The organism is Pigmentiphaga kullae (assembly GCF_004216695.1).
GTDB classification, from domain to species: Bacteria; Pseudomonadota; Gammaproteobacteria; order Burkholderiales; family Burkholderiaceae_B; genus Pigmentiphaga; species Pigmentiphaga kullae.
The window spans coordinates 1218977-1232201 of record NZ_SGXC01000001.1; the positions used below are offsets into that span (position 1 = coordinate 1218977).

Annotated in this window: 14 protein-coding genes; 3 read left to right on the top strand and 11 right to left on the bottom strand. The window is 68.5% G+C overall.

Going from position 1 to position 13225, the window contains the following annotated elements:
* Positions 1–18: 18 nt before the first annotated feature.
* The 3 genes from EV675_RS06005 (at position 19) to EV675_RS06015 (ending at position 3516) form a co-directional block, all read left to right on the top strand.
* Positions 19–747 (top strand): SDR family oxidoreductase, encoded by a 729-nt coding sequence (locus EV675_RS06005; RefSeq protein WP_124687251.1) that lies wholly within the window; start codon positions 19–21, stop codon positions 745–747.
* A gap of 129 nt (positions 748–876) precedes the next feature.
* On the top strand, positions 877–2517 hold the full coding sequence (locus tag EV675_RS06010; protein WP_130356431.1) for an FAD-dependent oxidoreductase: 1641 nt from the start codon (positions 877–879) through the stop codon (positions 2515–2517).
* A gap of 18 nt (positions 2518–2535) precedes the next feature.
* Positions 2536–3516, top strand: coding sequence for a Bug family tripartite tricarboxylate transporter substrate binding protein (locus EV675_RS06015; protein WP_130356432.1), 981 nt, complete (start codon positions 2536–2538; stop codon positions 3514–3516).
* A gap of 30 nt (positions 3517–3546) precedes the next feature.
* On the opposite strand, the gene EV675_RS06020 is transcribed toward EV675_RS06015, so the two are convergent.
* The 11 genes from EV675_RS06020 to EV675_RS06070 all read right to left on the bottom strand — a co-directional run bounded on the left by EV675_RS06020 (position 3547) and on the right by EV675_RS06070 (position 13199).
* Positions 3547–4056: a 3-hydroxyanthranilate 3,4-dioxygenase gene (locus tag EV675_RS06020; RefSeq protein ID WP_130356433.1), complete on the bottom strand. Its 510-nt coding sequence runs from the start codon at positions 4054–4056 to the stop codon at positions 3547–3549.
* 10 nt (positions 4057–4066) lie between these two features.
* Positions 4067–4471, bottom strand: coding sequence for a RidA family protein (locus EV675_RS06025; RefSeq protein WP_124687255.1), 405 nt, complete (start codon positions 4469–4471; stop codon positions 4067–4069).
* Positions 4464–5879 carry an amidase gene (locus EV675_RS06030; RefSeq protein WP_130356434.1) on the bottom strand — a complete coding sequence of 472 codons (1416 nt, stop codon included), beginning with the start codon at positions 5877–5879 and terminating at the stop codon, positions 4464–4466. Before EV675_RS06030 ends, EV675_RS06025 begins: the two co-directional genes overlap by 8 nt.
* Before the next feature lie 11 nt (positions 5880–5890).
* Complete coding sequence (locus tag EV675_RS06035; protein WP_130356435.1) at positions 5891–7051, bottom strand: ABC transporter substrate-binding protein; 1161 nt, start codon at positions 7049–7051, stop codon at positions 5891–5893.
* A gap of 54 nt (positions 7052–7105) precedes the next feature.
* Positions 7106–7825 (bottom strand): ABC transporter ATP-binding protein, encoded by a 720-nt coding sequence (locus EV675_RS06040; RefSeq protein WP_130356436.1) that lies wholly within the window; start codon positions 7823–7825, stop codon positions 7106–7108.
* The gene (locus tag EV675_RS06045; protein ID WP_130356437.1) at positions 7818–8585 is read right to left on the bottom strand and encodes an ABC transporter ATP-binding protein; all 768 of its coding nucleotides are present in this window, start codon (positions 8583–8585) and stop codon (positions 7818–7820) included. The genes EV675_RS06040 and EV675_RS06045 overlap by 8 nt, the downstream gene beginning before the upstream one ends.
* Entirely contained in the window at positions 8582–9547 is a 966-nt protein-coding gene (locus EV675_RS06050; RefSeq protein WP_130356438.1) for a branched-chain amino acid ABC transporter permease, read from the bottom strand. The genes EV675_RS06045 and EV675_RS06050 overlap by 4 nt, the downstream gene beginning before the upstream one ends.
* Complete coding sequence (locus EV675_RS06055) at positions 9544–10404, bottom strand: branched-chain amino acid ABC transporter permease (protein ID WP_087838901.1); 861 nt, start codon at positions 10402–10404, stop codon at positions 9544–9546. The genes EV675_RS06050 and EV675_RS06055 overlap by 4 nt, the downstream gene beginning before the upstream one ends.
* 274 nt (positions 10405–10678) lie before the next feature.
* Positions 10679–11845 (bottom strand): ABC transporter substrate-binding protein, encoded by a 1167-nt coding sequence (locus tag EV675_RS06060; protein WP_130356439.1) that lies wholly within the window; start codon positions 11843–11845, stop codon positions 10679–10681.
* Between the two features lie 230 nt (positions 11846–12075).
* Positions 12076–12801, bottom strand: a complete 726-nt coding sequence (locus EV675_RS06065; protein WP_130356440.1) for an RES family NAD+ phosphorylase — start codon at positions 12799–12801, stop codon at positions 12076–12078.
* Positions 12798–13199, bottom strand: a complete 402-nt coding sequence (locus EV675_RS06070) for an MbcA/ParS/Xre antitoxin family protein (protein ID WP_124687263.1) — start codon at positions 13197–13199, stop codon at positions 12798–12800. Before EV675_RS06070 ends, EV675_RS06065 begins: the two co-directional genes overlap by 4 nt.
* Positions 13200–13225: the final 26 nt, after the last annotated feature.

Sequence of the window (13225 nt, forward strand, 5' to 3'; positions counted from 1 at the left end):
GGGGCCGCCGATATGCATATGAATCAAGCATCGACGGTCAGTCTCGTCACCGGCGCGAGCGGCGCCATCGGGGGCGCCATCGCGCGGCGCCTGGCCGCGCTCGGACACGAGGTCATCAATCTTTCCCTGGAACCGCCCGCCCAGGATCTCCCCGCCATTACCTATTGCGCCGATCTGACCGACCAGGCCGCGACGGCGCGTGCCCTGGAGACGATCGTCGCCCGGCACCGCGTGCGCAACCTGGTCAACAACGCGGGCTTCACGTACGTTCCCCGTCTGGAAGACCTGGACCTGGACCGGGCGCGGTCCATGTTCGAGATACATGATCGCGCGTCGCTGCAGTGCATGCAGGCGCTGGTGCCCGGCATGCGGGCCCTGGGCGGAGGCCGGATCGTCAGCATCGGCAGCCGCATGATGCTGGGGCGGCCCGGCCGCGCGGTCTATGGCATGGTCAAGGCCGGATTGCTGGGCATGACGCGCAGCCTGGCCCTGGAGCTGGCCCGGGATGGCATCACGGTCAACATGGTGAGCCCCGGGCCGATCGAGACCGAGTTGTTTCGTGCCAACCATCCGCCCGGCGCGCCGCAGACCGAGGCCGTCCTGGCCGGCTTGCCCGTCGGCCGGATCGGCAAGCCGGACGACGTGGCCCACGCGGTGTTGTTCTTCCTGGCAGCGGAGTCCGGATTCGTGACGGGACAGAACCTGTTCGTGTGCGGCGGAGGAAGCGTCGGGACCGCCGTTTTCTGACGACAAGTCGTTTCCATCAGGCAGAAATCCCGGCTGCGGACCGGGGCCCGAGGCATATAGTCCCCCACATATCGCTTCTTCCATTCTTCGGAACGAGGCGGCTGAACACCATAGAGGGGACATCTGGAGATGACACAGGCGGACGACATTCCGGTGCTGATCGTCGGCGCCGGCCCGGTCGGGCTGGGATTGGCGCTGGACCTATCCTGGCGCGGCATTCCGTGCACGATACTGGAACAGCGCGACGGTTCCATCAGTACGCCCAAGCTGGGCGCCGTGGGCGTCAGGACCATGGAGTTCTGCCGCCGCTGGGGCATCGCGCAGCGCGTGCGCGAGACGCCGTTCAATCCCGACTACCGGCTGGACATGGTGTTCTGCACCAGCATGACGGGCCACTTCCTGGCCCGCCATGAATATCCCAGCCTGCGCGATGACGCGCCGCCCGACGAGAGCCCGGAGAAGAAGTGGCGCTGCCCGCAGTTGTGGTTCGACCCGCTGCTGACCCGCTGCGCGACCGAGTATCCATCGCTGGACCTGCGCTACTGGCACCGGCTGGAAGGCTTCGAGCAGGACGCCGACGGCGTCTGGGCCGACGTGATGGATCTGAAGACCGAGCAGCGCACGAAGCTGCGCGCGCGCTACCTGGTGGCCTGCGACGGCGCGGGCAGCAACGTACGGCGCGCGCTGGGCATAGACATGGCGGGCACGCGGGCGCTGGACCACTCGGCGGCGCTGTTCTTCCGTTCTCCGGCCCTGACCCGCAGCCACGACAAGGGCGAGGCGGAACGCTATCTGTTCTTCGGCGCCGAGGGCTTCTGGGGCAACATCAGCGCCATGGACGGCCGCGAGCTGTGGCGCATGACGGTGGTCAGCAACGAGGCGCAGGTCGAGCAGGTCTGCCGCGATGCCGAGGCCTGGGTGCGCCGCGGCATCGGCCGCGACGACGTGCCGTTCGAGGTGATCTCGGCCCTGCCGTGGCGCCGCAGCCAGTTGACCGCGACGCGCTACGGCGACCGCCGCGTGCTGATCGCCGGCGATGCCGCGCACACCATGTCGCCCACGGGAGGCTTCGGCATGAACACCGGCATGGGCGATGTCGTGGACCTGGGCTGGAAGCTGGAGGCCATGCTGCGCGGCTGGGGCGGGGACAGCCTGCTGGACAGCTACGAGGTCGAGCGCCAGCCGGTGGGCGTGCGCAACGTCAATGCGTCCGCGCATAACTACTTCGCGCTGAAGTCGGTCGAGGACGCCTCCGAACTGCTGGAGGACTCCGCGCGCGGGCAGGCGCAGCGCGCGCAGGTCGGCGCCGCCATCGCCGAGGCCACGCACACCGAATGGGAGACCCTGGGCATCCACCTGGGCTACCGCTACGAGGATTCGCCCATCTGCGTGCCGGACGGCACGTCCGCGCCGCCGGACCATCCCCGCTACTACACGCCCACCACCCGGCCCGGGCATCGTGCGCCGCACGCCTGGCTGGACGACGGCCGCTCCACGCTCGATCTGTTCGGCCGGGGCTTCGTGCTGGTGCGCCTGGGGGCGGAACCGCCCGACGCCGCGCCGCTGGTCGAGGCGGCCCGCCGGCGCGGGGTGCCGCTCATGGTCGTGGACATCGTCTCGCCCCGGGTGGCCGAGCTGTACGAGCGCCGGCTGGTACTGGTGCGGCCCGATGGCCATTGCGCCTGGCGCGGCGACGCCGCGCCGGCCGATGCGGATGCCGTCATCGACGTCGTGCGTGGCGCAGCCACGCGTACCGACGCGTCCCGATAAGCGCGGAAGGAGACATGCATGAGTCGTAAGCCGAGCCGGCGCCTCGCGCCGTGGATATTCGCCGCCGCCGGGGTGCTGGCGGGCGCGCAGGCATGGGCCGCCTATCCCGATCGGCCCGTCCGGTTGATCGTGCCGTTCCCGCCCGGGGGCGCCAGCGACCAGGTGGGGCGCGTGGTGGCCCAGTATCTTGGGCAGAGATTGGGGCAGACCGTGGTGGTGGAAAACCGCGGCGGGGCGGGTGGCGCGATAGGCGTGGCCGCCGCTGCGCAGGCCGCGCCCGACGGCTACACCCTGCTGCTGGGCACGGCCGAGTCCTTCGGCATCGCCGAGAACCTGACCCCGGGCCAGAGCACGCCCGCGGTGCGGGACTTCACGCCCATCGCCCTGGTCACGCGCATTCCGTCGGTGTTCGTCGTGAACCCCCAGGTGCAGGCCAGGACCCTGACGGAGTTCGTGAACCTGGCGAAATCCCGGCCCGGGCGCTATCACTTCGGTTCGCCGGGCACGGGTACCAATGTCCACCTGATCGGCGAAATGCTCAAGGCCCGGTTCGGCCTGGACATCGTGCACGTGCCCTACAAGGGCGGCAGCCCGGCGGTGACCGATCTCCTGGGCGGGCAGATCGAGATGATGCCCTCGGCCGTGGCGGCGGTCGCGCCGCGGATCAAGGACGGGGCCCTGCGTGCGCTGGCCGTGACCAGCGCCGAGCGCTCGCCCATGTTGCCCGAGGTCCCGACCATGGCCGAGGCCGGCGTGCCCGACTTCGTCGCCGGCGGCTGGTTCGGCGTGCTGGCCCGCGCCGGCACACCGCCGGAGGCGGTGGCCCGGCTCGAACGCGAACTGGAGGCGGTGACCCGGATGCCCGAGTTCAAGGAGCGCATGGCCGGGATAGGCGGCGAAGGCAAGGCGCTGACCGGGCCCGCATTCGGCGATTTCATCACCGCCGAGACCGCGCGCTGGCGCGACATCATCAAGACGGCGGGGGTCAAGCCTGATTGACGATGTAGGCGGGCCGGACTTGCCCAGGCGCTAGGGCCGGGGCATCACCGTCCCGCAGGACTTGCAGGTGCGGAATTCCTCGCTGTCGAAGAAGCGCTGATAGGCCTTGGACACGGGGTCGGCCTTGTAGTCCGCGACGTGGCAGGATTCCTCGTGCAGCAGCGTATCGCAGCTGGGGCAGAACCACTGGAAGCGGTCGATCTCCTCCGGCTTGCGCTTGCGTTCCTGTACCAGCAGGTAGGCGTCGGGCGGGAAGCGCGGCGAATGCGGGATGCCCGCCGGCGTGTAGATGACCGACCCCTGCGGCAGCACGGCGATCTCTTCCTTGCCGTCGGGCGTGCGGTAGTGCAGCTTCATCTCGCCCTTGACCATGTACATCATCTCGTCGCTGGGATTGATGTGGAACTCGCTGCGGTATTCGCGTCCGCGGGCCAGGAACACGAGGGACTCGGGTTCCTGCCAGAGCACGGCCACCCGCTTGCCGCTGGCGGCCAGCTCGTCGCCCTGTTTCATCAGGTCGACGATGGGCATCTTGAACATCTGGACCTCCTTAGCCGAAATAGGCGACGCAGTCGATCTCGACGCGTACGCCCGGGCGGTGCGGCGTGCCGCCTATGCAGGTTCGGGTGACTTTCTCGCCGCCCATGAAAGCGCGGAATTCCTCGTTGAACGCGGGGAAATCCGCCACGTCGCGCAGGCACACCCGCATGTTGATGATGTTGGCCGCGGTGGCGCCGCCCGCCTCCAGCACCGCCATCAGGTTCTGCAAGGTGCGCCGCGTCTGCTCGCGGATGTCGTCGGATACGACTTCCTTGGAAACCGGGTCCAGGGGGCCCTGGCCCGACACGTAAAGGAAGTCGCCCGCCCGGATGCCCTGGGCCAGCGGCGAGGGCGTGCTCTTGTCGGTGAACCCGGTGACGGGGGCCTGCGCGGACTGCACGATTATCTTAGGCATGTTCGGACTCCTGGAAAAGACGGGTGGACTCCAGCGTTTGCGCGAAGTCGAGCACATCGTCGTCGCGATACTTGCGGCCGACGATCTGCAAACCGACGGGCAGGCCGTCGGCATCGGTGGCCAGCGGCATGGACAGGGCCGGCTGCTGGGTCAGGTTGAACGGGAAGGTATAGGGGTTCGCCAGTTGCCAGTTGAAGGTCTGGCGGATGCGGTCGCGCAGCGGGTGACTGTCGGCGCACAGCGCTCCCACCCGCGGCGCGCCGGCCGGGCTGGCGGGGGTCAGCAGCAGGTCGACGTCGGCGAAGGCCAGGGTGAGCTGGGTGGAGGCCTCGCGCAGCTGGTTCCGCGCCCGGGCCAGGCGTTCGGCGCCATGGGCGCCGCCGCGTTCGCACAATTGTTGCAGGCGCGGATCGAGCAGCGCGCGCTGGGCGGGCGTGGCATCGACGAAGGATTCGTACAGGCGGTTCTCCCACAGGGCCCAGGCGTTCGCGGCCAGCGACATCCAGTCCATGCGCAGGCGCACGACCGCATGGCCCTTGCGGCCCAGCCGCTCGGCCAGGGCCTCGATGGCCGATTCCACAAGGGGGTCGAGCCCGGTATCGGGGCCGGCGTCGGTCAGGTAGCCGATGGCGGGCCGGCGCGGCGGCAGGTCCTGCGCCCGCGCGTACAGGGAATGGGGGTCCAGCAGATGCGGCCGGCCCATGACTTGCAGCGCCAGCCGGCAATCGGCCACGGTGCGGGCGATGGGGCCCAGGTGCGCGTACTCGGCGAAGGCGCTCAGGCGCGGCCCCGACGGAACGGCGCCGAAGGTGGGCTTGAGCCCGACCAGCCCGCAGTACGAGGCGGGGATGCGGATCGAGCCTCCGGCGTCGCTGCCCAGGGCCAGCGGCCCCCAGCCCCTGGCCACGTGCGCCGCCGCGCCCATGCTCGAGCCGCCGGCGCTGCGGTCCGGGGCCAGCGGATTGCGCGTGATGCCGGTGTAGGGCGACTCGGAATCGGCCAGCCAGCCGAACTCGGTCGTGGTGGTCTTGCCGAACAGCACCGCCCCGCCCTGGCGCAGCAGCGCCACGCTGGGCGCATCCGCGGCGGCGGGGGCCGCGCCGGCGGTCATGTTCGAGCCGCGCCGCGTCGGCCAACCGGCCACGTCCACCAGATCCTTGATCGACACCGGCACGCCGTCCAGGGGCCCGATGGGCGTGCCGCTGCGCCAGCGCCGGGCCGAAGCCTCGGCATCGCGCAGGGCGGCATCGCGGTCCAGCACGCAAAAGGCGTTCAGGTCCCGGGCATCGTCGGCCACCGCCTCCATCAGCGCGGTGGCCAGGTCGAGCGGCGACAGGGCGCGGGCGCGGTAGGCCTCGTGCAGTTCGGCCGCGGTCTTCGACAGCCAGGCGGAGTCCGCTGCGGACATGGACGCGTCTCCTAGCGGGGTTCGATGGTCTCGAACTCGACGTTGGCCAGCCGGCCGTCGACGCGCTGGACCTTGCGCATGTAGACGCGCTGCTTGATGTCGCGCGTGGCGGCATCGATCTCGATCGGGCCGCGCGGGCTTTCCAGCTTCACGCCCTTCATCGCCGCGATCAGCGCGTCACCGTCGGTCTTGCCCTGGGTCTTGCGCAGGGCCTCGTAGATCAGGGCCATGCCGTCGTAGCCGGCCACCGCCATGATGTTGGGGCGCGCCTGCTGGCCGCGCGCGGCCTTGAAGGCCTGCACGAACTTCTTGTTCAGCGGCGAATCGTGGTCCATGGAATACGGATAGCCGGTGACCACGCCCAGCGGCGTATCGCCCATCGAATCGATGGTGGGTTCGTCGGTGATGTCGCCGGTGCCCACCATGGCGATACCGCCCTCGGCCAGGTTGCGGGCGCGGTACTCGCGCATGAAGGACTGGGCCACGTCGGCGCCGTTCACGAAGGCGAACACCGCCGAGGGTTTCAGATCCTTGATCTTCTGCATGTAGGCCGAGAAGTCCATGGTGCTGAGCGGTGTGCGCACCGACCCGGCCACCGTGCCGCCGGCCTTCTTGTACGAATCCATGAAGGCCGCCTCGACCTCATGGCCGGGCGAGTAGTCCGCCACCATCGAGTACGTCGTCTTGTACCCCTGCTTGATCATCCATTGCGAGATGGGCGGCACGATGGCCGGCAGCGAGAACGAGGTGCGCACGATGTAGGGCGAGGTGGACGGCAGGCTGCCCGAGGCGGCGTTCATGATCACCATGGGTTTCCTGGCCTCGGTGGCCAGCGGCGCCACCGCCAGCGCGTTGGGCGAGAACGCGAAGCCGGCGATGAAGTCCACCTTGTCGCGCACCACCAGTTCCTGCGCGTGGCGCTTGGCCAGCTCGGGATTGGGGCCGCCCACATCCTTGACGATGACCACGACCTTCTTGCCGGCGACGGTGTCGCCGTGCTCTTTCAGGTAGAGCTGCACGCCCGTTTCCATCTGCTTGCCGAATTCCGCGAACGGACCCGACATCTCGCCGATGAATCCCACCTTCACGACGCCCTGCGCCTGCGCGCAGGCGGCCGCTATCAATGCGCCCGCGGCCAGCCCGCAGCGCAATCCCGCTTGTCTACCTTTCATGATCAGACGACTCCTTGCCTTAAGAGCCGGCACCGACTGCGCCGGAGATTCGAATCAGGAAACCGCGGCGCGCTTGCCGACACCCAACAACTGGTCCAGCCTTTCGGTATCGGCGGCCAGCTCGGCGCTGTCGCCGGCATGGGCCACCACGCCGCGCTCGAGCACGATGGCGTGCTGCGACATGGACAGCGCCAGGACCGGATGCTGCTCGACGATGATGGCGGTCAGGCCCTCGTCGGCGCACATGCGGCGCACCGCTTCGGACAACTCCTCGACGATGATGGGCGCCAGCCCCTCCATGGGCTCGTCCAGCAGCAGCAACTGCGGGTTGGTCATCAGCGCGCGGCCGATGGCCAGCATCTGCTGCTCGCCGCCCGAGAGCTGCCCGCCGTAGTTGCCGGCGCGCTCGCGCAGGCGCGGAAAAAGCCCGTACACGCGTTCGAGCGTCCAGTGCGTGCCGCGCGCGATGACCTCCAGGTTCTCGCGCACCGTCAGCGACGGGAACACCTCGCGCTCCTGGGGCACCCAGCCTATGCCGCGGCGCGCCCGGTCGGCCGGGCGCAGGCGCGTGATGTCCTCGCCCAGCCAGCGGATGCGGCCGCGCTTGACCGTGGTGTTGCCCATCAGCGTCTCGAGCAGCGTGGTCTTGCCCACGCCGTTGCGCCCGAGGATGGCCAGGCTCTGGCCGCGCTCGACCGTGACCGACAGGTCGCTGAGCACGACCGCGTCGTGGTAGCCGGCCGTGAGGTTTTCGATTTGCAGGAAATCAGACACGCGAATTCCCCAGGTAGGCCGCCCGCACCTGCGGGTCGGCGGCGATTTCGGCCGGCGTGCCCTCGACCAGCACGGCGCCGGCCACCAGCACCGAGATGCGCTGGGCGAAGCGGAACACCAGGTCCATGTCGTGTTCGATGAAGAGCACCGTCATCTCCCGGGGCAGCCCGGCGATCACCTCGAACAGCTCGCCGCTTTCGTCCTCGGGCACCCCGGCCGCCGGCTCGTCCAGCAGCAGGATGCGGGGTTTGGCGGCCAGCGCCAGCACGATCTCCAGCAGGCGCTGCTTGCCGTAGGGCAGCTCGGCCGTGTCGACGTGGGCGTACTGGGCGAGGTTGAACTGCGCGAGCAGCGCGTGGGCCTCGTCGGCCACCCAGGAGCAGCTGCGCAGCGTGCGCCACCAGACCTTGCCCAGCGCCTCGCGCTCGGCGATGGCCAGCGAGGCGGCCTGCAGCGGCGTCAGGCGCGGGAACAGCGTGTTGATCTGGAAGGTGCGCACCAGCCCGCGGTGCACCCGCTGGTTGGCCGGCAGCTGGGTGATGTCGTCCTCGTCCAGGCTGATGCGTCCTTCGGTCGGGCGCAGGATGCCGGTCAACAGGTTGATCAAGGTCGTCTTGCCGGCGCCGTTCGGGCCGATCAGCGCCTGGCGCGAGCCGGGCGCGATGTCCAGCGTCACGCCGTTGACGGCGGTAAAGCCGCCGAAGCGCTTGGTCAGCTTCCGGGTGCGCAGCGCGGGCGTGGCGAGAGTCGCGGTCGTCATAGCCGTTGCTCCCGTACCTTGAACACGCGCGAGAGCACGCCCAGCACGCCGCCGCGGCCGATCATGACCACCACGATCAGGAAGATGCCCAGCCAGAACTGCCAGAACTTGGGATCGAAGTCGGAGAAGAAGTCGTGCACGGTCATGTACAGCAGCGCGCCGATCAGGCCGCCATACAGGCGCCCGGTGCCGCCCAGGATAAGGATGATCAGGATTTCGGCCGAGCGGTTGAAGCTGAGCATCTCCAGCCCGACGAACTGCGTGGTCTGCGCCAGCAGCGCCCCGGCCACGCCGGCGATGGCGGCCGAGAAGCAATAGGCCAGGCGCAGGCGCGCGTCCACGGGCGAACCGATGGCCAGCATGCGCCGCCGGTTGTCGTGGATGCCGCGCAGCACCAGCCCGAAGGGCGACTTGAGCATCAGCCGCACCGCCAGGAACATCAGCAGCACGATGCAGAAGGTGTAGACAAAGGCCGTCTTGCCCCACAGGTCGAAGCGGAACTGGCCCAGCACCGGCCACATGTCCACGCCCTGCAGGCCGTCGGCGCCGCCGGTGATCGGGGTCAGGCGGTTGGCCAGCTCGAAGAACAGCACGCACACGCCTATCGTGATCATCAGCCGGGTCAGGTCGCTGCCGCGCACGATCAGGTAGCTGAGCAGATAGCCCAGCATCGCGCACACCACCAGCGCCAGCAGCAGCCCGGAGAACGGTTCGCCCCAGCCGTACCTGGCCAGCAGGCCCGCCAGGTACGCCCCGATGCCGAAGAACGCCGCATGGCCCACCGTCAGGATGCCGGCGTAGCCCAGCGCGATGTCCAGCGCGATCGCGAACAGGCCGGTGATCATGATCTGCGTGATCAGGACCAGCTTCTCGGGCAAAAGAAAGTAGGTCGAGCCCAGCGCCAGCCAGAACACCACTTCCAGCGCCACGATCTGACGCGGATTCAGATTGAGTTTAGTCATACTAGGCCCTTCTTGGGGATCAGGCCGTGGGGGCGTACCAGCAGTACCACCACCATGAACACGTAGATCAGGAAGGCGCCGAGCTCGGGCATGTAGTACTTGCCGCCCACGTCGACGATGCCCACCAGCACCGCCGCGACGAAGGGGCCGACGATGGTGCCGGCGCCGCCCACGCAGACCACGATCAGGAAATAGATCATGTATTTGAGCGGGAAGGACGGGTCCAGCCCCAGCATGCCCAGGCCCAGCGCGCCGCCCAGCCCCGCCAGGCCGCAGCCGAACGAGAAGGTCAGGAAGAACAGCCGGTCGACCCGCACGCCCAGGCCCGCGGCCACGCGCTGGTTGTCCACCGCCGCGCGTACCATGGCGCCGTAGCGCGTCTTGTTGATCAGCAGCAGCAGCGCCGCCAGCACGGCAAAGCCCACCACGATCAGGAACAGCCGGTAGGCGCCCACGTCCATGCCCAGCAGCGAGATCTGGCCGCGCAGCCACTCGGGCGCGGTGAAGGGCTGCATGGTGGGGCCGAACAGATAGGTGCCGCCGGCCACGAACACGAACACGATGCCGATCGACAGCAGCACGTGGTCCAGCGGATGCGCGCGGTACAGCCGGCGGAAGAAGACGAATTCCAGCAGCGCGCCCACCACGGCCGCGCTGATGAAGGCCAGTGCCAGGCTGGCGACGAACGGTACCTGCAGGCGGCTCATGGCCAGCGCGGCCACGTAGCCGCCCACCATGGCGAAGGCGCCATGGGCGAGGTTGACGAAATTCATCAGCCCCATGGTGATCGACAGGCCGACTCCGATCAGGAACAGCAACATACCGTAGGCCAGGCCGTCGAAGATTACGATGCCCATGTGTGCTTCCAGGTGACGTGCGGGGGGAAGATGGCGGCCCGGACGAAGGCGGGTCGCGGAATGCGGTTAGGACAGTCCATGATCTCCTGCAGATCGCTCCGCCGCAGGGACCCTGGCAGACCGGCAAGACGGCTTCATGTCGGGTCCTTCTGGGCGGTGTTGCTATTGTCCGCGCCCGGCCGTGGCCGATCCAGCCACGTATGCTTTTTCACCGGTCTAAAAAACTTATGCCGATCCGCCCGCCAGGTGGCGGGCGGACGGGCGCGTGCTGCGTTTACTTGGCCTTGCCCGGGTCCTTGACCGCGTCGAGATGCGAGAATTCGACGTTGTACAAGTGGTTGCCGCGGCGCTCGACCTTGCGGATGTAGATGTTCTGCACGATGTCGCGCGTCTCCGGATCGATCATGACGGGACCGCGCGGGCTTTCCCACTTGGCGCCCTTCATGGCCTCGACCGCCTTCGTGCCGTCGATCTTGCCGTTCAGCTTCTTGATGGTCTCGTAGATCAGCGCCATGCCGTCATAGCCGCCCACCGCCATGAAGTTGGGGCGGATCGAGGTGCCGAACTGAGATTCGTAGCCCTTGATGAAGGCCTTGTTCTTGGCCGAGTCGTGGGCAGCCGAATAGTGGAACGAGGTCGTCAGGCCCAGCGCCACGTCGCCCATGCTGTCCAGGAACATGTCGTCGGTGCCGTCGCCCGTGCCCAGCGCCTTGATGCCCGCCTGCTCCAGGCCGCGTTCGCGATAGGCGCGCAGCATCAGCACCGACAGCTCGCCCGAGGGGAACCACAGGAAGGCGGCATCCGGCTTGGCGTCCTTGATGCGCTGCATGTAGGGACCGAACTCCGGGTTCTTCAGCGGCACCGCCACTTCGGCCACGATCTTGCCGCCGCCGCCCGTGAAGGTCTTGCGGAACTGGGCGTTGGCGTCCTGGCCCGGACCGTAGTCGGCATACAGCGAATACACCGTCTTGACGTTGTTCTTCAGCGCCCAGTCGGCGATCGCGTAGGCGTTCTGCGGCAGCGTCATCGACGTGCGCACCACGTAGGGCGAGCGCTCGGTGATGGACGAAGTCGCCGCGTTCATCACCACCATCGGGATCTTCGCCTCGGTGGCCAGCGGGGCCACCGCCAGCGCGTTGGGGGTGAAGCCGAAGCCGGCCAGGAATTCCACCTTGTCGCGGGTGATCAGTTCCTGCGCCACGCGCTTGGCCACTTCGGGGTTCGGTCCGCCCACGTCCTTGATGATCAGCTGGATCTTGCGGCCGGCCACCACGTCGCCGTGTTCCTGCAGGAACAGCTTGGCGCCGTTGCTCATCTGCAGCCCGTACTCGGCCTGCTGGCCCGACATCTCGCCCACGAAACCGATCTTCAACGGGGTCTGCGCCGCGGCCGTGCCGCCCAGCGCCATCCCCAGTACACAACCCCACAAACGTATTTTCATTGTCGTGTTCCTCCGGATAAGGAATGAGGTCTTGCGCGATCTGCCGCGCTTGATACCAATTGTGACGATATCAGCGCCCCGCGTTCGACGTAACCATATTCGAAAATCGAAATTACGCCAATAATCGATTTCCATCGGCCAGCCCGGGGTACAGGAGGCGGAACCCGCGATCCACAAGGCCGGACAAGGGTTGGACGCCGTGCCTGGCCACGGGGACGAGGCTTGAAAAATCAGACCGACCGCAATGCCGACTTGGAATACCACCCGCTCATGCGGTGGCCGTCCCAGATGAAGGCGATGTGCTGGGACTGGCGGCAGCGGGTCAGGCCGCGCGGACGGAACACGGCCGCGCACTGGCCGCCGGGGCGCCGCACGCTGTCGTAGGCCACGCCCCAACTGCCCGCCAGCCGGAGCTGGCGGGCCAGCGCCTGGCTGGCGGCGTAGTCGTCCGGATCGTAGATCCTGGGCAGGGCGGGCCGCAGGCCGCGCAGGTCGTGCAGCGGCGCGGCCAGGTCGGCCAGGTAGTGGCGCATGTCGATTTCCAGCGCCGGCTCGCGCGTGGCGGCCAGGAAGCGGGCGCGGTGGTGCATGGTCTCGGCCACCGCGGTCTCCAGGCTTTCCCCGGCGTAATACACCCCCCAGCTGCCGTCCGAGAAGCGGCTGCCGGCCGGGTTCAGGTGGGTGAAGGCCGCCATGATGGGCGTGGTTCCCGGTCCCGAGATCCGGTCTTCCTCCGGCACCAGGCGCAGGTTGCCGGCCTCGTCCCGCACGCGGGGATTGGTGAGGTTCTCTATCGCGAACACCACATCGAGATCGGCGGGGTCCGCCACCCGGTCGTACAGGCCGGTGGGCGGAAAGCGGCTGGGCACCAGCCGGTGGCAAGGCGTCCAGCGTACCTCGCCGACGGGCGGGGGTTCGGCGACAGGCGCGGCGGCGCCTTCGGCCAGGTGCGTCATGTCCATCCTCCGCGCTGGGCGTCGAGGTAGCTGCGCACCACGTAGAGATCGCTGGTCATGCCGCTCAGCATGAATTTCAGGGCGGGGTGGCCGCCGAATGGCGGCGCGTCGTTGGGCTTGCGCGGCCAGGCATCGGCCAGTTCCGGCACCGGCAGCAGGACCTGCAGCGCCTTGTAGATGCCGAACACCAGCGACAGGCGTTCCAGCACGTCGCGTGGCAGCGGCGCCGGCGGGTTGTTCTTCCAGCGGAACATGGTGGAGCGGGGGACGCCCAGCAGCGTGGCGGATTCCTCGGCATTGAGCTGCCACGCCTGGGCGATGCGGAAGAATGCCCGCAACGCGGCGGCGGCCGCGGGCTGGCTGGAGAGTTCGGGCGTCTTGGAAGCGGCAATGACCATGATGCTCGTCCCGGGGGTTTTCTCCC

Bases quoted from the DNA above. Each gene is read 5' to 3' on its own strand.
- EV675_RS06035 (WP_130356435.1), bottom strand. From the start codon at position 7,051: ATGAAAGGTAGACAAGCGGGATTGCGCTGCGGGCTGGCCGCGGGCGCA.
- EV675_RS06070 (WP_124687263.1), bottom strand. From the start codon at position 13,199: ATGGTCATTGCCGCTTCCAAGACGCCCGAACTCTCCAGCCAGCCCGCG.
- EV675_RS06010 (WP_130356431.1), top strand. From the start codon at position 877: ATGACACAGGCGGACGACATTCCGGTGCTGATCGTCGGCGCCGGCCCG.
- EV675_RS06065 (WP_130356440.1), bottom strand. From the start codon at position 12,801: ATGACGCACCTGGCCGAAGGCGCCGCCGCGCCTGTCGCCGAACCCCCG.
- EV675_RS06050 (WP_130356438.1), bottom strand. From the start codon at position 9,547: ATGACTAAACTCAATCTGAATCCGCGTCAGATCGTGGCGCTGGAAGTG.
- EV675_RS06025 (WP_124687255.1), bottom strand. From the start codon at position 4,471: ATGCCTAAGATAATCGTGCAGTCCGCGCAGGCCCCCGTCACCGGGTTC.
- EV675_RS06045 (WP_130356437.1), bottom strand. From the start codon at position 8,585: ATGACGACCGCGACTCTCGCCACGCCCGCGCTGCGCACCCGGAAGCTG.
- EV675_RS06005 (WP_124687251.1), top strand. From the start codon at position 19: ATGAATCAAGCATCGACGGTCAGTCTCGTCACCGGCGCGAGCGGCGCC.
- EV675_RS06060 (WP_130356439.1), bottom strand. From the start codon at position 11,845: ATGAAAATACGTTTGTGGGGTTGTGTACTGGGGATGGCGCTGGGCGGC.
- EV675_RS06030 (WP_130356434.1), bottom strand. From the start codon at position 5,879: ATGTCCGCAGCGGACTCCGCCTGGCTGTCGAAGACCGCGGCCGAACTG.
- EV675_RS06055 (WP_087838901.1), bottom strand. From the start codon at position 10,404: ATGGGCATCGTAATCTTCGACGGCCTGGCCTACGGTATGTTGCTGTTC.
- EV675_RS06020 (WP_130356433.1), bottom strand. From the start codon at position 4,056: ATGTTCAAGATGCCCATCGTCGACCTGATGAAACAGGGCGACGAGCTG.
- EV675_RS06015 (WP_130356432.1), top strand. From the start codon at position 2,536: ATGAGTCGTAAGCCGAGCCGGCGCCTCGCGCCGTGGATATTCGCCGCC.